We start from the raw sequence: 18,411 nt of genomic DNA, 5'->3' as shown, positions 1-18,411 counted from the left end.
TGTGGTAACCCACATCCTCACGGAGGTTTTCGTTTCCCTCAAACCATCAAGCGTTCACAACGTCCCAGGTCAATACACCTAGGGGCACGTCGACGGAACAGTCGGAGCATCGAATGCAGAACACCGCGCGGCCGTCAGTCGCCATCATCTCGGTAGCCGCGTTGACACTGCTGTTCGTCAGCTGCGCAGCCGGGCCCGGCGACATCACGCAGCGCGCCGGAGGTCACGTGCTCTGGACGCCCGCCCAGGAACCCGGGATGCATATGCTCATGGGCATAGAGGGACGACTCGAAGTGATGGACACCGGATGCTTCACGCTCGGCCACCCGTTTTCGCCCGAACAGATCGAGGCGATGCCAGCGGAGTTACGTGAAGAAGTCACTCGCGATACCGAACCCACCCCGGTCAAGTTCCCCTACGGCACAACACTCTCGGACGACGGCCAGTCGATCAACGTCCCCGGTCTTGGTGAGGTCTCGATCGGCGAGACGCTGACGGGTGGTGGTGGCCACATCAGCCTCGATCCCGAGGACGCCGAAGACGTACCGCCCGAATGCGTCGCGGACGGTGTGCTGATCTTCTCCTCGGCACCGTAGGCCTGCTGCCAGTCGAGGGACGACTGCCCGGAGACGCCGCGAACGAAGTTCGCTGCCAGACAAGTGGCCCTTCAGGCACCCTGCATGGGGGCCAAGTGTCTGGCAGCGATGGTGGTGGATGCGAGGCGCATCCCGGATGCCCCGCGTTACGCGACCCCCACGACCAGCCACACGACGTAGCAGAGCACGAAGCCGACGAGGCCGAGCACGGTGGTGAGCACCGTCCAGGTGCGGAGCCCGTCCGCGACGCCGAGCCCCAGGTAGCGGGTGACGACCCAGAAGCCGGAGTCGTTGACGTGCGAGAGGCCGAGCGCGCCGAAGGCGATCGCGAGGGCCAGCAGCGCGACCTGGATGGTCGAGTAGCCGCCGCCGAGAATCGACGCGCTGAGCAGACCCGCCGTCGTGAGGATCGCGACGGTCGCGGAGCCCTGCGCGGCACGCAGCGCGAGCGAGATCAGGAAGGCCATGAGCATCAGCGGCATGCCCGTGGCGAGGAGCGTCTCGCTGAGCGCCGCCCCGATGCCGCTCTCGGTGAGCACCCGGGCGAACGCGCCGCCACCACCGGTGACGAGGATGACGACCGCGACCGGCGGCAGTGCCGACTCGACGACCTCGCCGAGTTGTGTGGCGTTCCAGCCGCGACGGATGCCGAGGAAGAAGCTCGCGAGCAGCACCGTCACAAGCAGTGCGAACAGCGGCGCGCCGATGAAGGCGAGCACGTTGCGGATGGGGTCGCCGGCGGGGAGCAGCGTCGCGCCGACCGTGCCCAGCGCGATCATGATGAGCGGGGTGACGATGAGCGTCATGACCATGCCGGCGCTCGGCGGGGCGACCGTGCGCGTCTTCGTGGCGGCGCCCGATGCACCAGACGCGCCAGACGCGCCAGAGCCTGCCGCTTCACCGGCGTCACCAGATCCGGCGTGGGCGACGACCGCATCCGCCTTCTCCGTTCCGAACTCGGCGAACGACTTCGCCGTGGCCGGCAACATCGTGAACTCTTTGCGGTTGAGCCACTTCGAGAAGAAGTGGGAGACGACCGCGAGCACGAGGCAGACGGGGAGGCCGATCATGGTGACCCAGCCCAGGTCGGCGCCGAGGATGCCCGCGCCGCCCACGATGCCGGGATGCGGCGGCATCGCGACGTGCACGGCCAGCATGATGCCGCCAACCGGCAGACCGAACTTGACCGGGTTGACTCCCGCCGCCTTGCAGAAGCCGTAGATGATCGGCACGAGGATGATGAACCCGACGTCGAAGAAGACCGGGATCGCGAGCACGAGGGCAGCCGCTGTGAGGGCGCCGGCGACGCGCTTCGGCCCGAGCAGCTTCGTGAAGCGGCCCGCGAGGCTCGACGCGCCGCCGGAGATCTCGATGATCTTGCCGAGCATCGCGCCGAGGGCGACGAGGATCGCGACCGAGCCGAGCACGCCGCCCATGCCGGCGATGATCGACTCGATGATGCCGACTCGCGCCGGCTCGAGGTCGGTCTCGGGAACGGTGACGAGTGGCAGCCCCGTCGCCAGTCCGACGAGGACGCTGACGATGAGCAGCGCCAGGAAGGCGTGCACCTTCAGTTTGATGATCAGGAGCAGCAGGAGGCCGATGCCTCCGGCGGCGATCGCGAGCAGCAGGAATGTGGACAAGGTCGTCTCCTTGGACGAGAGCGTAGGCGCCGACGTGGCGCGGTTGAAGCGAGAGCGGCGGACTCGGGACGGTGAGTCGTTGCGTCAGTCGTTGGACTTCGGTGCGACGGCAAGGATGACGGCGGAGTCGTCGGCGGCACCGAGCCCCTGCGCCTGACCGAGCAGGTACAGCTGCTCGGCGGCGGCGGCGACCGGGGTCGGCAGCCCGACGGCACGGCTGGCCTTGCCGACGATGCCCATGTCCTTCACGAAGATGTCGAGGCGGCTGAGCACCTCAGCGCCGTCGTCGTTGTACGCCTCGAGGATGCGCGGGCCACGGTTCGCGAGCATGAAGGAGCCCGCGGCGCCCGCCCCGAGCGTGTCGAGGGTCTTCGCGGGGTCGAGCCCGAGGCGCTCGGCGAGGGCAAGCGCCTCGGCAGCGGCGGCGATGTGCACTCCGCACAGCAGCTGGTTGACGGTCTTCAGCGCCTGCCCGTCGCCGGGGCGGTCGCCGACGACCGTGAGCGTGGAGGCGAGGAGCGCGAGCACGGGCTGTGCCTTCTCGCGCGCGGCGGGCGTTGCGCCGACCACGATCAGCAGGTCTCCCTGGCCGGCACGGACGGGGCCGCCCGACAGGGGCGCATCCACCAGCTCGACCGCGTGTGCTTCGAGGCGGGCCACGACCTCGGCGATGCCGTCGGTGCCGACGGTGCTCGTGAGGATCACGACGGCGCCCTCGTCGAGCACCTCGGCGATGCCGTGTGCGCCGAAGAGCACTTCGTGGAGTTGTTCGCCGTTGCGGACCGCGAGGAGCACGGCGTCGACACCCTTGACGGCGCTTGCGGCCGAGGCGTGCGGCACGATGCCCGCCGCTTCGGCGAGGTCGAGGCGCGGCTGTGCGATGTCGAAGCCGTTGACGGTCAGCTCGCTGCTGAGGCGAGTCGCCATCGGCAGGCCCATGGCGCCGAGCCCGAGGACGGCGACGGAGTAGGTGGAGGAGGTCATGGTTGCTCGTTTCTCGGTACTGGTTGTTATCTCAGCGCTGTTGCTGGTCAGTTGGGTGCGGAAGCCGGTGTGGATGCGGAAGCTGCGGCGGATGCGGAAGCTCAGTTGGATGCGGAAGCCGCGGATGCACGCGGCTGCGACTCGCTCGCCGCCCGCGAGCTGGCATGGAACTTGTCGACGACGCGCGCCAGCGAGTCCTCGTCGCCGACGTTGCCGGCGAACACGACGTAGGGGATGCCGTCGGCCGGTCCTCCGACCGCCTGCCAGAGGGACACGATGCCGGGGAGCATGGGGCCGCGGACGATGGCGTGACGGATCTCGAGGCCGTTTGTGGCGACGTCACTCGAGGTGATGCCGCCCTTGGCGATGACAAAGCTCGGCGGTGTCTCGCGGAGCGCATGCGCCACGACGTCGCAGACGGCGGCCGACACGTCTCTGGAGATCGCGAGCGAAGCATCCGCGTCGTCGGTCTTCACGAGCTCGCGGCTCGTGTGGAGGATGACGTCGCCGACGGCGAGCGCGTCGACGACGAGCGCCTTGACCTCGCGGAGGTGCTCGGCGCGCCGCTCGGCGTCGATGATCGCGGAGACGGAGAGCTCAACCGTGGGGAGCGCTGGGTGCTCCGCGCGGAGGGCGGCCAGCTGCCGGGTCGTGAGGTCGACGTGCGAGCCGACCACGATGAGGCCACCTGCCGCCGCGGCTTCCTCCCGGGCCAGCTGCGCAGGCTCGAGTGGGGCCGCGATCTCTTGCCCGATGCGGGCGCGCACAAACGGCGGGCCGACCCGGTAGAGGAACTGCTTGCCGTCCGCCTCCGCGAGCTCGAGCCCGAGGGCGACGATGCGGATGTCGTCTTCGATGACCACGTCGACGACGATCGGCTGGCCGCCGCGCGCATCCTGCAGCACCGCTGCGACCGCCTCCGGCCCTCGTCGGATGATGTCGAGGGACAGCACCGTCACGTCATCGGCCGCCCAGCGGCCGTTCGTCTTCTCCTCGACCCATTCCGTGAGCGCTGAGCTGCGGAAGCCGAAGGTCGCGTCGTTCGCGAACTCGGTCTCGGCGACGGGCACGAGCTCGCCGTTCTGACGGTAGTAGTGGATGCCCCCAATGGTGACCCTGCCAGCGTCGGGGAACGCCGGAACGATGAGCACGCCGTCTGGGACCGGCCCGCCGAGTTCGGCGAGCGTCGCCGAGATGGCGTCGGTCTCGAGCGGGTAGTGGCCGCGGAGCGTGCTGTCGCCGCGGCTCACGAACGCGACCCGTCGCTCGAGGCGCTCGGCTGCGGCGAGGGCCGCCGTCACGATCTCCCGATTGCGGGCCGCGGCCGACGCGGCGTCGAGGCTGCGCGTGTTGGTGAGCACGTAGACGGCGTCGCGGCCCTGCTCGAGCGCCCAGACGAGGTCGTCTTGTTCCCAGCGGGTGAGCACGGGGAGGTCGGCGACCGATTGGGTTCCCGTGGGGTCGTCGTCGAGCACGATGAGCGTCACCCCGGACTCGCGGACCCGGTCGGCGACCTCCGCGGCGTCGACGCGCACTGGGGCGGGGTACTGCTCGGGCAGTCGGGTTTCATCCATCAGAGAACTCCCTTGTAATCGGATATCAGATATCTTGCGGCCAACAAGAAGCGATGTCAAGGAGATATCTGATATCCCGGCGCGGGTCGATCGATCGGCCGCTGAAACGACGGCAAAGACAGAACTGCAGCCCGCGCGAATGCGGCCCGAACGAACGCCGAGCGAACCCAAACCGCGTGAGGGCAGCGGATGCGGATCGCGCTCAGGCGCGCGGGCCGAGCACGTACCGCTGCAGGTCCTGCGCCGTCTGCTGCATGTGCGATTCCATTGCCGCACGGGCGGCGGCCGGGTCTGCCGAGCGAAGCGCGTCGAGGATGCCCGCGTGCTCGCGGATCGCGTTCGCCTGTACTTGCGGCACCGCCGACGTCTCGTAGCGGCGCTCGTACATGAACTTCCCCAGCGGTTCGAGCAGCACGCGCAGGAACGGGTTGCCGCTCGCCCGTAGAACCACGTCATGGAACGCGATGTCGGCGGTCACGAACGTGTGTACGTCGTCGGCGGCGGATGCGGCGCGCATCTCGTCGAGGTACGCCTCGAGCCGCTCGAGGTCGTCCTCAGTGCGCAGGGGGGCGGCAAGCTCGCACGCGCCCGTCTCGATCATCCGCCGAAGCTGAACGAGCTGGACAGACGCCTGCGCTTTGCCGCCCGTCGAGGTCGCGGCGCGCAGCAGCGGCTCGATGCCGGTCCAGTCCTCCATGGGAAGCACGCGGCCGCGCGTGCCGGGCACCGGCTGCACGACGCCTTGGGCCTGCAGCGTCTTAAGCGCCTCCCGCAGCGTCAGGCGGTTCACGCCGAGGCGTTCGGCGAGGTCGATCTCGCGCGGCAGCGGCGCACCCTGGGGCAGCTCCCCCGAGATGATGTCGTCGAGGAGCCGGTCGCTGACCGACTGAACAAGCGACGCTCTCGCCATGGTGACCTCCCCGAACTCGCAATGGTAGTCGGCCCCACCTTCAGCGACCGCGCTCTGCGGGCAGGGTGATGGCGACCTCCACGACGAAGTCGTCAGCATCTTCGCCGAGAACATGCTGACGAACCTCGGGCGTCGCGAGCCGGATGCCACGCTCCGCGAGCGCGTCGAACAGCGCCACGACTGCCGGATGCACGGATCCTTCCGGCAGGGATGCCCCGTCCGCGTGCCAGGATGCGACGAGCTCGGTGCGCTCGGGCAGCTCCCCGACGAGAAGCCCGTCGCGTGCCCACGCGTCGTCCCGACCGCCACCGTCAGGGCTGGGGATGCGCGCGACAGGCCAGCAGAGCAGCATCTGCAGCCGCGGGGCCTTCGCGGTGCTGTCCGGCGCCTCACGGAACGACGACCAGAATCCCGGTCCCGGTTCGAGCCCCACCTCGACGCTGCGCTCGTAGAGCTCCGCGAACGCGCGATTCGCGTCATCGTCGGTCAGCGTCGGCTCGTCGCTGCCCGCGGCGCCGTCGGCCCCGGAGCCCCCGCCAGCGTCCACCGGCAACGGCAGGATGCGCGCGACGAACGGCGTGCGCGGGCGACGCCGCTCCTCGACTGCCGTCGGCCGCGCGAAGGCCGCGAGCACCGCATCCGCTGCCTCGATCGCCGCGTCTTCGGCGACGCGCTGCGCGCCCACCCGGGTCCGGTGCCGCGAGAGCGCTTCGACCGGGTCACCTCCGCGCAGCACCCCGGCGGCCTCGAGCAGCGGAACCCCGGCACCGCGCAGTGCCTGCAGGAGCGCACCGTCGCGCACCTGCGACTCGGCGTACCTGCGGTAGCCGGTCGTCGCATCCACCGAGGCGGGCAGCAGCACGCGCGTCTCGTCGTAGTGATGCAACGCCTTCACACTGAGGCCGGTCAGGTTCGCAAATTCACCGATGCTGAGCATGCCTCAAGCCTGACGCCTCCCCTAGCCGGAGAGTCAAGCGCGGTGCACGCCGTGCGCCATTATCAGAGACCCCGCGCGTAGACTGACCAGATTCCCGGGAGGAGCAACGATGCCCGAACCGAAGCATCCAGAGCAGCACCGCAAGCCGGTCGACGGCGTGACGCGCATCGTGGAGAACATCGACGAGACCGCAGCCATGTTCTCAGAGCCGAAGATCACGGCCGTCGGCATTCCCGCCGTGCTCAACTCGCTCAAAGTAACGACCGCGCAGATGGGCCCGACCCGTACGGCGCGCACCCTGCTGCGCATCAACCAGAAGGACGGCTTCGACTGCCCCGGATGCGCGTGGCCGGAGGGCAAGCACCGCAGCCCCGCGGAGTTCTGCGAGAACGGCGCGAAGGCCGTCGCCGAGGAGGCCACGAAGCGACGCGTCCCGCCGAGTTTCTTCGCGGAGCACTCCATCGAAGAGCTGCGCACGTGGGACGACTACTCGCTGGGCCAGCAGGGCCGCCTCACGCATCCCATGCTCCTCGACGAGGGCGGCACGCACTACCGCGCCGTCAGCTGGGACGAGGCCTTCGACCTCATCGCCGACGAGCTCGCGCAGATGTCGAGCCCCGACGAGGCGATCTTCTACACGTCGGGCCGAACCTCCAACGAGGCGGCGTTCGTGTACCAGCTGTTCGTGCGCGGCCTCGGCACCAACAACCTCCCCGACTGCTCCAACATGTGCCACGAGTCGAGCGGCTCCGCCCTCGGCGAGACGCTCGGCATCGGGAAGGGCTCCGTGAGCCTCGACGACATCCACGAGGCCGACCTCATCATCATCGCCGGGCAGAACCCGGGCACCAACCACCCGCGTATGCTCACGGCACTGGAGAAGGCCAAGATCAACGGCGGCAAGATCATCGCCGTGAACCCGCTGCCCGAGGCAGCCCTCATGCGCTACGAGAACCCGCAGACGGTCCGCGGCATGGTGCTCGGCGGCACGGCACTGAACGACCTGTTCCTGCAGATCAAGCTCGGCGGCGACCAGGCGCTCTTCCAGGCCCTCGGGCGCATCCTGCTCGACGCCGAGGAGGCGAACCCCGGCACCGTGTTCGACGCTGCGTTTATCGCCGCCAAGACGAGCGGGGTGGATGCGTACCTCGAGTCGCTCCGGCGGCTCGACTGGGCGGAGGTCGAAACGGCAACAGGCCTGACCGAGGCCGAGATTCGCGAGGCCGGCGAACTACTGCTCGCCTCGAAGTCGACGATCGTCTGCTGGGCCATGGGCCTCACGCAGCACAAGCATTCCGTGCCGACCCTGCGCGACTGCGTCAACCTCCTGCTCCTGCAGGGCAACGTCGGTAAGCCAGGGGCCGGGGTCTGCCCGGTGCGCGGCCACTCGAACGTGCAGGGCGACCGCACCATGGGCATCTTCGAGAGAATGCCGGAGGCGTTCCACGACAAGCTCGACGCCGAGTTCTCGTTCGCGTCACCCCGGAAGCACGGCTACGACACGGTCGAGGCGATCCGCGCCATGCGCGACGGCAAGGCGCGTGTGTTCATGGCGATGGGCGGCAACTTCTCGAGAGCAACCCCCGACACGGCCGTCACCGAGGCGGCCATGGCGTCGCTCGCGTTGACGGTCCAGGTGTCGACGAAGCTGAACCGCTCGCACGTCGCGACCGGACGCCGGGCGCTCATCCTCCCCACCCTCGGCCGCACCGAACGTGACCGGCAGGCCAGCGGCACCCAGCGAGTGACGGTCGAAGACTCCATGAGCGCCGTGCACGCCTCCCAGGGCCGCCTCGAACCGGCAAGCGACGAGCTGCTCAGCGAGGTCGCCATCGTGACGATGCTCGCCGAGCGCGTGCTCACCCGGTCGCGGCCCAACGTGCCGCAGGTGAACTGGGCCGAGCTGCGCGCCGACTACGCGAACGTGCGCGCATCCATCTCCCGTGTCATTCCGGGCTTCGCCGACTTCGAGGCGAAGATCGACGAGCCTGGCGGGTTCGTCCTCCCCAACGGGCCGCGCGACGGACGTGACTTCTCGAGCGTCGGCGGCACCGCGAAATTCACGGTCAACGCGCTCGAGTACCCGCGGGTTCCCGAAGGGCGCCTGCTGCTGCAGACCCTCCGCTCCCACGACCAGTTCAACACCACCATCTACGGCAAGGACGACCGGTACCGGGGCGTGAAGAGCGCCAGGCGCGTGGTGTTTGTGAGCGAAGCGGATGCGCGCGACCGCGGCCTCGCAGACGGGGACCATGTCGACATCGTGTCGGAGTGGCCTGGACGTGACGGGACGGTGGAGGAGCGCCGCAGCGAACGCCACCGCGTTGTGTACTACTCCACGCCGCGCGGCTGCGTCGCCGCGTACTATCCGGAGACGAACGTGCTCGTTCCGCTGGACTCGACGGCCGACGTGAGTAACACCCCGACGTCGAAGTCGATCGTCGTGCGCCTGGAGAAGCTCGACGCGTAGACCCGAGCAACCTCCGAAGTCGCTCCGAACCAGCGCACCCTAGTGCCTCTGCGAGAGATCTGGCATTCACATCCCCAGGGTCCTGCAAGTTGAATGGGACCGGTCCGTGACCGGGTTTCCAAGGAGACCGCACGGTCATTGCTTAGCGTGCGAAAGATCGGGCGGAGGAGCGCCCGACACACGAGCTCCTCCTCCGCCCCCTGATTGCGAGCATCCGAAATTCGGGTGCGCGCACGTGAAGGAGGAAGATCATGTCGCTTCGACAGACACTCAACTCGAACACTTCACTCAGGGCGTTTCTCGCGCTCGCGGTCGCCTGCGGCGCGCTGGCCCTGACCGCGTGCCAGGCACCGGCCGCCCCAGCTGGCACACCCGACGCGACGGAGACGGTCGTCATCACCGAGACGGCTCCACCCAACGCGACGGAGGGGGCGGACGCCGCCGACACCGAGCCCGACGCAACCGACGCCACCGAGCCCACCGACTCAGGCACCGACAGTCCCTCGGGTTCCGACGCCGACGTGTTCGACCCAGACGGCTCCATCGGCGGCGCGACGAGCGCCGCGGAATCGTTCTTCACGGCGGTGGATGCAGGCGACTGGGCGACCGTCGGCGACCGGTCTGGAGACCCCGAGCTCGTGGCAAGGATCCAGAACAACAGTGACATCCGGGACGCCCTCACGCAGTACGCCGGCTCGCCGGTCACGTGTGTCCATCGTGACGATGACCGCATCCAGCAGACCCTGAGCGACGCTTTCACCGTGATCGATGACACCTACGCGTGCACTCGCGTCGACGTGGAACCGCTCGACGCGAGGTTCTGGGCGTTTCCGACGCTCTTCATCTCCGCTGACCCTGCCGGCGAGAACATGATCGTCTCCCGCACGATCACCTACTGGGACTGAACCGCGCACCTGCAGCAACGGCCATGCCGGCTCACCAGACCAAGAAGAGGACCGGTCCAGCACGTGTTAGCCTTGCCGCAGTTTCGAGCCTGGGGGGCATGATGACGCGCTGGCGGAGAGCACATTCGGGGGTCACGATCATGGCACTGGCTGGGCTGCTACTCGTCGGCTGCTCGGAAACCGCGGTGGCGCCAGCCGCTGATGCACCCCAGTCGTCGACCACAGTAGCCCCGAGCACAAGCACACCGACGCCCGAGCCACCGCAGCCGCTTGCACTTGACGACCTGCTGACGGCTCCCGCGCCCGAAGCCTGTGGCCACCCGGCCGGCAATCTCGTCGATGGGACCCTGCCCGGCATCGACCGCGCCTCGGGCATCGTGCAGCTCACCGCATCTCGCATCGCCGCAGACCCGGCAACAGAGGTCGATCCGCTGAGCTTCGCGGCATTCGCGCCAAGCCCCGAAGCTGGCGGACCCGCTGCCGTGGCCGTCCTCGAATGCGACCAGGGCGGCGTCGTCTGGCCGAACCTGCTCGTCGTCTACGACACCGACGTCAACCTCATCGCCTCCTTCGATGCCGCCGACTACACAGACGGACCCAACGACAACTTCTACGAACTGGCGTGGATGCCCGACAACTCCGTCCAGTTCTCCTGGACAAGCCACCGCTACGGCGAGGCCAGCTGCTGCGGCACCCTCGACTCGCGGGAGCGACTCACCTTCGACGGCGACACGGCGCAGATCACCATGCCGGACATCGCGGATGTGCGCTCCACGGCGGCAGCGGCCTACGCGGCCGCGGACTCTGGCGACTGGGCGTCCTTCGAGGAACTGAGCGTTGATGCGACCATCAGCGAGTATCTCCAGACCGATGAATACGGCTTGCCCGTGTTGTCGAAGTCGGTGGGCGGACGACTCATCTGCGTCGGTGCGGACGACCCCGGCCTTCCGGAGAACCTCAGCCTCCAGTTCCAGCACAGCGGCGGCGCGACGTACGCCTGCGCGCGAGTGGCGGAGGGTGAGCTGCCGAGCGATGCGAAGCTCTGGTTCGCACCGACCCTGTTCTTCATCCCGGGTGCCGAAGACGGGGAGTTCCTCGTCCAGAACTACGTGTACCGCTGGACCTGACCCTCAGGGGTCGCTGGCCAGCCCGCCCTCTGACCGTCGACGTCGTCGCTTAGCGGCGGCGCAGGCGGATGCGGATCGGCCCCGTCGCCGTCTCGCCGTCGACAACCTCGCCACCCTGCGTGATGTCGACCGCCCCGGACGAGACGAGGCGCAGCGCGGCCGCCCGCGCCGCATCCATCTCATCGCGCCACTGCTCGCCGCCGACGGCACGCGCCGCCTCCGACGGGCAAATCGTGGCACCGTCGGCACGCTTGGAAAGCAGCTCGAGCATCACCCGCTCGAGCGCCCCATCGTTCCCGCTCACAGCAGCCGTTCCGCGAGCACCCTCGCCGTGGCCTCCGGATGCACGCGGTGCCCGACCGACTCGGCGACCTGCACCAACTCGGCCCCCGGGAGCGCCTCGGCCAGCCGCTTCGCCGCGCTCTCGAGGAACGGGAACGTGTCGCCGCCGACGACGATCGTCACCGGCACCTCGACGCCGACCATCGCCTCGGTCGGCGTCGACACCTGTCGCACGAGCTGCGCGTCGTAGACCGTGGACTGCGCGAGGCGCACGAGCCCCGGGAAAATCGTGCTCTGCCGGATCTGCTCGACGAGAGAGGGGTCGAGACCCACCCCCTCGAGCTGGAACGTCGAGACCGCCGTCGCCCCGTCGCCATCGTCGACCAGCCGCTGCAGGCGCTCGGCGAGATCTGCTGCAGGCTCGTGCTGCCCAAAGCGAAACGGCGGCTCTGACAGGAACAGATGACGCGCCTGCACGCCGAGGGATGCGGCGAACAGCGCGAGCACGGCCCCGGACGAGTGCCCGATGATGCTGACCTCGCCGCCGACGGCGCTGATGACTGCGGCCAGGTCGTCGGCCTCGCGTTCTGGCGCCGACGGCTTCGTGTCGCCGCTCTCCCCGCGAGCGCGGCGATCATAGGCCACGGCCGCGAAGCCAGCCTTCACGAGCGCCATCGAGAACTCTGTCACGTCGCGAGCCGTGCTGAACGCGCCATTGACAATGACCACCAGCGGCCCTGCCCCGCGAACCTCGTACGCGATGCGCGTCCCGTCCGCGGAGACCGCGACCTCGCGATCGACGCGCACCCCGCCAAAGTTTCCCTGCTCCGCTTCGACCATGTCCAACTCCCCTCGCCGACGAACACGAGCACCGTCGCCCGCATCCGAGTACGAGGACAGTCTGCACCCGGCGACCGACAAAACGGTCCCGCGCATACGTCGGGCCTCGCGTTACAGTCCATCCCTGCAACGCGAGGCCCGACGCCGTCCACGCTCTGTCGCGGTCTATTGTCCCCCGCGCAGCGCTACTTCACGTACCCGTTCGGGTTCAGCACGTACTTCTTCGGCGCGCCCGCGTCGAAGTCGGCGTACCCCTTCGGAGCCTCGTCGAGGGTGATCGGGGTCGCCTGCACCGCATCGGCGATCTTGACCTTGTCGAAGAGGATCGCCTGCATCAGCTGCCGGTTGTACTTCATCACCGGGCACTGGCCGGTCGTGAACGACAGCGACTTCGCCCAACCCAGACCGAGCCGGATCGACAGCGACCCGACCTTCGCGGCCTCATCGACGCCGCCCGGGTCACCCGTCACATACAGACCGGGAATACCGAGCGCCCCGCCCGCTTCTGTCACCGTCATGAGCGAGTTGAGGACGGTCGCCGGCGCCTCGTGCCCGGCATCAGCCCCGTGCCCGCGCGCCTCGAAGCCCACCGCATCCACACCGCACTCGACTTCGGGGACCCCGAGGATCTGCTCGATCTGCTCGCCCGGGCCACCCTTCGAGACATCGACCGTCTCGCACCCGAACGACCGCGCCTGGGCGAGGCGGTCCTCGTTGAGGTCGCCGACGATGACGCAGGCCGCCCCGAGCAACTGCGCACTGACGGCCGCCGCGAGGCCAACCGGCCCGGCACCGGCGATGTAGACCGTCGAACCGGGGCCGACGCCCGCCGTGTACGCACCGTGGAAGCCCGTGGGGAAGATGTCGGAGAGCATGGTGAGGTCGAGGATCTTCTCGAGCGCCTGGTCACGGTCAGGGAACTTCAGGAGGTTCCAGTCGGCATACGGCACAAGCACGTACTCGGCCTGCCCGCCGACCCAGCCGCCCATGTCGACGTACCCGTAGGCACTTCCGGGGCGGTCCGGGTTCACGTTCAGACAGATGCCCGTCTTCCCCGACTTGCAGTTGCGGCAGCGACCGCAGGCGATGTTGAACGGCACCGACACGATGTCGCCGACCTTGATGAACTCGACGTCAGGACCCACCTCGACGACCTCACCAGTGATCTCGTGTCCGAGGACGAGGTCGACGGGTGCCGTAGTGCGTCCACGCACCATGTGCTGGTCGGACCCGCAGATGTTGGTGGTGACGGTCCGCAGGATCGCGCCATGCCGCACCTGCCTGCCCACATTGGCCGGGTTGACGCCCGGCCCGTCTTTGAGCTCGAACTCCGGATACGGGATGTCGATGACCTCGACCTCGTTCGGGCCCTTGTACGCGACGGCTCTGTTACTCGCCATGATCTCTCCTTTGAGTTGAGCGGGTGGTGCTTGCGGTGCGCACGGTGGCGCAGCCCTGCGACATCTCTGTTACGCAGTGTTTCGAGGCTATGGGCCACCCCTCCCGGCCGCCAGGATTCGGAGCACATGGCCAGTGGATGCACAGGATCAGGCCCGGGGGACGCCCTGGGCCGCGCGCCGCGAACGCGACGGAATAGGAGCAGCGCACCCCCGGTTGTTGTACCTGCAAGCATCCACTCTCGGAAGGACAGCACAGCATGGCACTCGTCATCACCGGCGCAACCGGTCAGCTCGGAACCCTCGTCGTCGACGCCCTGATCGCACGAGGCGCGCAGCCCTCTGAGATCGTGGCCGGCGGCCGCAACCCAGAACGCCTCGAGCAGCTCGCCGCGAAGGGCGTCCGCACCGCGACCATCGACTACTCGAAGCCAGAGACCGCCGAAGCCGCCATCGCCGCGGGCGACACCGTCGTGCTCATCTCAGGCAGCGAGGTCGGAACCCGCGTCGCCCAGCACGAGACCGTCATCACCGCGGCCAAGGCCGCCGGCGCATCCCGCATCATCTACACGAGCGTGCTCGGCGGCGACCCCGACGCCCTCATCCTGGCCCCGGAGCACGTCGCGACCGAATCGCTCATCCGCGACTCCGGACTCCCGGCAACAATCGCCCGCAACGGCTGGTACACCGAGAACTACGTCGCCGACATCGCGCAGGGCGAGACCTCGGGCGTCATCGTCAACAGCGCGGGCTCAGGCAAGGTCGCGAGCGCATCCCGCGCCGATTACGCAGAGGGCCTCGCCGCCATCGCACTCGAAGACGGGCACGAAGGCAAGGTGTACGAGTTCTCCGGCGACACCGCGTGGGACTTCGACGAGTTCGCCGCGACGCTCGCCGAAGCGATCGGACGCGACGTCGAGTACCGGGCCCTGACCCCGGAAGAGCACGCAGCAGCCCTCACCTCCAACGGCGTCGACGAGGGAACGATCGGCTTCATCACCGGCCTCGACGCGAACATCCGAGACGGAGCGCTCGCGCTGACCACCGGCGACCTGTCCCGAGTCTCCGGCCGCCCGACAACCCCGCTCGCCGAGACGCTGCGCACTCTCACCGCGTAGGCGCCACGGCAGCTCAAGTTCGGCCCACTTCGGTTGCAGGATGGGAAACTCGCTTCGTGCTGGAAGGGCTTCCAGCACGAAGCGACTGTTCCAGCCCGAGATGACCAGGCCGGCAGGCTGGCCTACTCGCCCGCTACCGCAGCGGCTCGGCCGCGAGTGATCTCGGACGACTAAGCGAAAACAGCTCGGGTGCCGCGCCCGGCCCGGTCTCGGCAAGGTCGGCGCCGAGCCTTCCAATCGAGGGCACAAATTTGAATCCCTCCCCCGCGAAGCCAGCGAGGACGACGATCCGGCCGACTCGGTCGATCACGAACCTGGCGTCGTCGGTGGTCGTGTACGTGCAGCTGATCGGCTCGGCGCTGTCCGCATCAACGCCCGGCAGCCAGTCGCGCGCGTACTGCAGGATGGCGTCGAGCTGGGCTCGCACTGGGAGGAAGTCGCGCGAATCGGGATCGACGACCGGGCCGACACCGTGCCACCCAGCCTTGATGCCCTCACCTGGCGTGAGCATCCCGTACACCGGCGACAGCCACCCCTCGTAGCCGGGGCGACCGAGCGCGGGCAGGTGGTTGAAGCTCGGCCAGTCGATGTACCCGTTGAACTCGCGGAAGTGGACGGGCGCCTCCTGCGTCACGCGCAGGCGCGGGAGCTCGACGGCCTCGCCGAGCAGCCTGCGCGTCCACGCGTTGACGGCAGACACGACGACCTTCGCCGTGATCGTCTCGCGGCCGTGCCCACGGTGCTCCGGCTCCTCGCCCCAGGAGTGCGCCTCGACCACAACCCGCTCACCCTCGTCGACGACGCGCACCGCCCGCATGCCCCAGCTCAGCTCCGCACCGCTCGCCGCGGCCAGCTCCGCCATGCTCGTGAGCGCATCCGCCGCACGCACGCGCCCGGCCCGCGGGAGATGCAGCACCTCGGTGTCGAAGCGGATGCCCGGCCACCGCTCGCTCGCGTCCTTCGTCGAGAGCAGCTCGGCCGCCTCGCCGCCCGCTGAGATCGCCGAGTGCACCTCGGGGCTGGCGGCGCCCGGCCCGTGGTTCACGAGACCGACGAGGTCGAGGATCTGACGGCCGGAATCGAGCTCGAGTTCGTTCCACAGGGCCCGGGACTCGTGCAGCATCGCCACCAGGTCGGGTTGCGTGTACGACGTGTTGAAGTTGCGCGTCGCCCCGTGGGATGCGCCCATGTGGTGGCCGGGCTGGAACTGCTCAAGGAGGCGCACGCGCCTCCCGCGCCGCGCGAGTTGCCACGCGGTCGAAAGCCCCATCGCGCCGCCACCGATGATGAGCACGTCGACGTCAGTCATGGCCCCACGCTACCTGCAGACTGCCTGCCGTTTTCGTGATCGAACAGCCCCGTTCCTGGGTACCATTGCGGAATGCTCACCGTCTCCGGTCAGCGGGAGAAGATTCTCACCGCGTACATGAACCTCCTCGTCGATTCTGGCGTGCGTGGGACGACGCTCGAAGCCGTGGGCACGACCTGCAAGCTCTCGAAAGCGGGCGTCCTGCACCACTTCTCCTCGAAGCAGGCCCTCGGCGAAGCGCTCCTCGACGAGCTGCAGGCGCAGGCGCGAGTCGACGCCGACAACATGCTCGCCGACCTCGACAACGCCGTCTCCTACTACATCGTCTCCTCGCAAGACCGCGACAGCCTCCTCGAGCGGCTCGTCGAGGCGGTCTACCGCCTCGCCCAGACCGGCGACAAGGATGCGCTCGATGTGCTCCGCCAGTGCCGCGAAGGCTGGTTCGACGCACTCGTGCGCGCCATCGGCGACCCCGCCGTCGCGCGGCTCGTGCTGTTCGTCGGCGACGGCATGAACCACAACGCCCTGCTGAGCGTGTCGGCCGGCGCAGAGAAGTTCATCAACGCCGAGACGACCGCCGAGATCATGAGCGCCATCGAGCAGCTCCGCGCGCAGTAACTCCCGCACCGCACACGCCCGCACCGCAGGAAACACAACCGTTACGACGGGATGCGAGAAAACACTCGGCGCATCACCGACCAAATGGTAAGTTCGTGCTCACTCCGCGAACGCGGCAGGCCCTTGATGCGGGAGACAATGATGAGTAACGCACAACCTGGCCCCATTACCGAGGCCCTCGCCACCCAAACACCGACCGGCAAGGGGCTTGCTCCAGCACGACTCGGCATCTGGGGATCGACCGTCATCGGACTCGCCTCGACCGCCCCGCTGTTCTCGCTGGCCGCGACCCTCGGGTACGTCGTCATCGCCGTCGGCGCGCAGGCCCCGATCGCGTTCATCCTCGCGTTCATCCCGATGATGTTCACCGCCTACGCCTACCGCGAGCTCAACAACGAGCTCAACGACTGCGGCACCGTGTTCACCTGGGCCGCCAAGGCCTTCGGCCCCCGCACCGGGTGGATGTCCGGCTGGGCGCTGGCCGTCGCCGGCATCCTCGTCATGGCGAACCTCGCCGAGATCGCCTCCGTGTACATCCTGCTGCTCATCGGCGACGGCTCGCTCGCCGAGAACCGCGTCGTGGTGACGCTCTTCGGTGCCATCATCATCGCGGTCATGACGTGGATCTCCATGCGCGGCATTGAGATCGGCGAGCGGATGCAGGTCGTCCTGCTCGCCATCCAGTACGCCGCGATGGCCGCCTTCGTGATCGGCTGCCTCGTCGGCTACTTCAACGGCACCGCGCCAGACCCGACGCCCGTCAGCATCGACTGGTTCAACCCGTTCCTCGCCGACGGCACGGGAATGGTGCAGGCCATCATCCTCGCCCTCTTCATCTACTGGGGCTGGGACACCTGCCTCGCGCTGACCGAAGAAACCAAGGACCCCAAGCGCACGCCCGGCCGCGCCGCGGTGCTCTCGACCGTACTCCTCCTCATCACCTACCTCGGCGTCACCATCGTCGCCATGATGTACGGCGGCCTCGGCGACACCGGCACCGGCCTCGCCAACGAGGAGTCGGCAGACGACGTCTTCTCCGGCCTCGCCGCACTCGCCATGGGACCCTGGGGCTGGTTCCTCGTGCTCGCCGTCGCCGTCTCGTCGCTGTCGTCCTCGCAGACCACGATCCTCCCCACCGCCCGCGGCACCTTCGCGATGGGCGTCTACAAGGCCCTGCCCGCGCGCTTCGCCGTCGTGAGCGAAAAGTCGAAGACGCCGACCTTCTCGACGCTCCTCATGGGCATCGTCGCGATCGTCTACTACGTGGGCATGAGCTTCGTCTCGAACAGTGTGCTGCAGGACTCGATCCTCTCGATCGGCCTCGCCATCGCCTTCTTCTACGGCATCGCGAGCTTCGCCTGCATCTGGTACTTCCGCTCGAGTCTGTTCAGCTCAGCACGCAACTTCACGTACCGTTTCCTCTTCCCGCTCCTCGGCGGCATCTTCATGGTGTGGGCGTTCATCCAGTCGGCCGTCGACATGGCCGACCCCGAGTACGGCTACACAACGTTCTTCGGCGTCGGCAGCGCGTTCGTCATTGGCATCGGCTCGTTCGTGATCGGCTTCATCCTCATGTTCGTCTGGGCCGCGATGCCCGGCTCGAAGGACTACTTCCAGAAGCGCACTATCAACCGCCACTCCGCCATCCTCGCCCCCGAGGACTGACGGGCCGCCCGCTCGCCCCGCCTTCCGCGGGGCCAG

16 protein-coding genes are annotated in these 18,411 nt (G+C 68.4%); 7 read left to right on the top strand and 9 right to left on the bottom strand.

Annotated features, from left to right (window positions below; genetic code table 11):
- The first annotated feature begins 113 nt into the window (after positions 1–113).
- The gene (locus ACPYN9_RS11445) at positions 114–596 is read left to right on the top strand and encodes a hypothetical protein (RefSeq protein WP_424466652.1); all 483 of its coding nucleotides are present in this window, start codon (positions 114–116) and stop codon (positions 594–596) included.
- A gap of 146 nt (positions 597–742) precedes the next feature.
- Here the strand turns inward: ACPYN9_RS11445 and ACPYN9_RS11440 are convergent, their stop codons facing one another.
- The 5 genes from ACPYN9_RS11440 to ACPYN9_RS11420 form a co-directional block, all read right to left on the bottom strand.
- Positions 743–2,239, bottom strand: coding sequence for a GntP family transporter (locus ACPYN9_RS11440; RefSeq protein ID WP_424466651.1), 1,497 nt, complete (start codon positions 2,237–2,239; stop codon positions 743–745).
- A gap of 84 nt (positions 2,240–2,323) precedes the next feature.
- A complete protein-coding gene (locus ACPYN9_RS11435; protein WP_424466650.1) occupies positions 2,324–3,223 on the bottom strand; it encodes an NAD(P)-dependent oxidoreductase in 900 nt (299 codons plus the stop codon).
- A 101-nt stretch (positions 3,224–3,324) separates the two neighbouring features.
- On the bottom strand, positions 3,325–4,797 hold the full coding sequence (locus ACPYN9_RS11430; RefSeq protein ID WP_424466649.1) for a four-carbon acid sugar kinase family protein: 1,473 nt from the start codon (positions 4,795–4,797) through the stop codon (positions 3,325–3,327).
- Positions 4,798–4,999: 202 nt separating this feature from the next.
- Positions 5,000–5,707: a FadR/GntR family transcriptional regulator gene (locus ACPYN9_RS11425; protein ID WP_424466648.1), complete on the bottom strand. Its 708-nt coding sequence runs from the start codon at positions 5,705–5,707 to the stop codon at positions 5,000–5,002.
- 40 nt (positions 5,708–5,747) lie between these two features.
- Positions 5,748–6,644, bottom strand: coding sequence for a MerR family DNA-binding transcriptional regulator (locus tag ACPYN9_RS11420; RefSeq protein WP_424466647.1), 897 nt, complete (start codon positions 6,642–6,644; stop codon positions 5,748–5,750).
- Between the two features lie 196 nt (positions 6,645–6,840).
- Here ACPYN9_RS11420 and ACPYN9_RS11415 point away from each other — a divergent pair, with 196 nt between their 5' ends.
- The 3 genes from ACPYN9_RS11415 to ACPYN9_RS11405 all read left to right on the top strand — a co-directional run bounded on the left by ACPYN9_RS11415 (position 6,841) and on the right by ACPYN9_RS11405 (position 11,146).
- A complete protein-coding gene (locus ACPYN9_RS11415) occupies positions 6,841–9,114 on the top strand; it encodes an FdhF/YdeP family oxidoreductase (RefSeq protein WP_424466658.1) in 2,274 nt (757 codons plus the stop codon).
- 251 nt (positions 9,115–9,365) lie between these two features.
- On the top strand, positions 9,366–10,019 hold the full coding sequence (locus ACPYN9_RS11410; protein WP_424466646.1) for a hypothetical protein: 654 nt from the start codon (positions 9,366–9,368) through the stop codon (positions 10,017–10,019).
- A 98-nt stretch (positions 10,020–10,117) separates the two neighbouring features.
- Entirely contained in the window at positions 10,118–11,146 is a 1,029-nt protein-coding gene (locus ACPYN9_RS11405; protein WP_424466645.1) for a hypothetical protein, read from the top strand.
- A 49-nt stretch (positions 11,147–11,195) separates the two neighbouring features.
- Here the strand turns inward: ACPYN9_RS11405 and ACPYN9_RS11400 are convergent, their stop codons facing one another.
- The 3 genes from ACPYN9_RS11400 to fdhA all read right to left on the bottom strand — a co-directional run bounded on the left by ACPYN9_RS11400 (position 11,196) and on the right by fdhA (position 13,668).
- Positions 11,196–11,450, bottom strand: coding sequence for a DUF3253 domain-containing protein (locus ACPYN9_RS11400; RefSeq protein ID WP_424466644.1), 255 nt, complete (start codon positions 11,448–11,450; stop codon positions 11,196–11,198).
- Positions 11,447–12,268, bottom strand: a complete 822-nt coding sequence (locus ACPYN9_RS11395; RefSeq protein WP_424466643.1) for an alpha/beta fold hydrolase — start codon at positions 12,266–12,268, stop codon at positions 11,447–11,449. The genes ACPYN9_RS11400 and ACPYN9_RS11395 overlap by 4 nt, the downstream gene beginning before the upstream one ends.
- A gap of 185 nt (positions 12,269–12,453) precedes the next feature.
- On the bottom strand, positions 12,454–13,668 hold the full coding sequence (gene fdhA, locus ACPYN9_RS11390) for a formaldehyde dehydrogenase, glutathione-independent (protein WP_424466642.1): 1,215 nt from the start codon (positions 13,666–13,668) through the stop codon (positions 12,454–12,456).
- A gap of 257 nt (positions 13,669–13,925) precedes the next feature.
- Between fdhA and ACPYN9_RS11385 the strand changes: the two genes are divergently transcribed.
- Positions 13,926–14,783, top strand: a complete 858-nt coding sequence (locus ACPYN9_RS11385) for an SDR family oxidoreductase (protein WP_424466641.1) — start codon at positions 13,926–13,928, stop codon at positions 14,781–14,783.
- Positions 14,784–14,916: 133 nt separating this feature from the next.
- Here the strand turns inward: ACPYN9_RS11385 and ACPYN9_RS11380 are convergent, their stop codons facing one another.
- The gene (locus ACPYN9_RS11380) at positions 14,917–16,092 is read right to left on the bottom strand and encodes an FAD-dependent oxidoreductase (RefSeq protein ID WP_424466640.1); all 1,176 of its coding nucleotides are present in this window, start codon (positions 16,090–16,092) and stop codon (positions 14,917–14,919) included.
- Positions 16,093–16,164: 72 nt separating this feature from the next.
- Between ACPYN9_RS11380 and ACPYN9_RS11375 the strand changes: the two genes are divergently transcribed.
- Both ACPYN9_RS11375 and ACPYN9_RS11370 read left to right on the top strand, forming a co-directional pair.
- Positions 16,165–16,710 (top strand): TetR/AcrR family transcriptional regulator, encoded by a 546-nt coding sequence (locus tag ACPYN9_RS11375; protein WP_424466639.1) that lies wholly within the window; start codon positions 16,165–16,167, stop codon positions 16,708–16,710.
- A 141-nt stretch (positions 16,711–16,851) separates the two neighbouring features.
- On the top strand, positions 16,852–18,375 hold the full coding sequence (locus ACPYN9_RS11370; RefSeq protein WP_424466638.1) for an APC family permease: 1,524 nt from the start codon (positions 16,852–16,854) through the stop codon (positions 18,373–18,375).
- The last annotated feature ends 36 nt before the right edge of the window (positions 18,376–18,411 follow it).

The sequence above is a fragment of the Pseudoclavibacter helvolus genome (genome assembly GCF_049707175.1).
GTDB classification, from domain to species: Bacteria; Actinomycetota; Actinomycetes; order Actinomycetales; family Microbacteriaceae; genus Pseudoclavibacter; species Pseudoclavibacter helvolus_A.
Note: the sequence above shows the minus strand (reverse complement) of the source record. Positions and strands in the feature narration are given on the sequence as shown.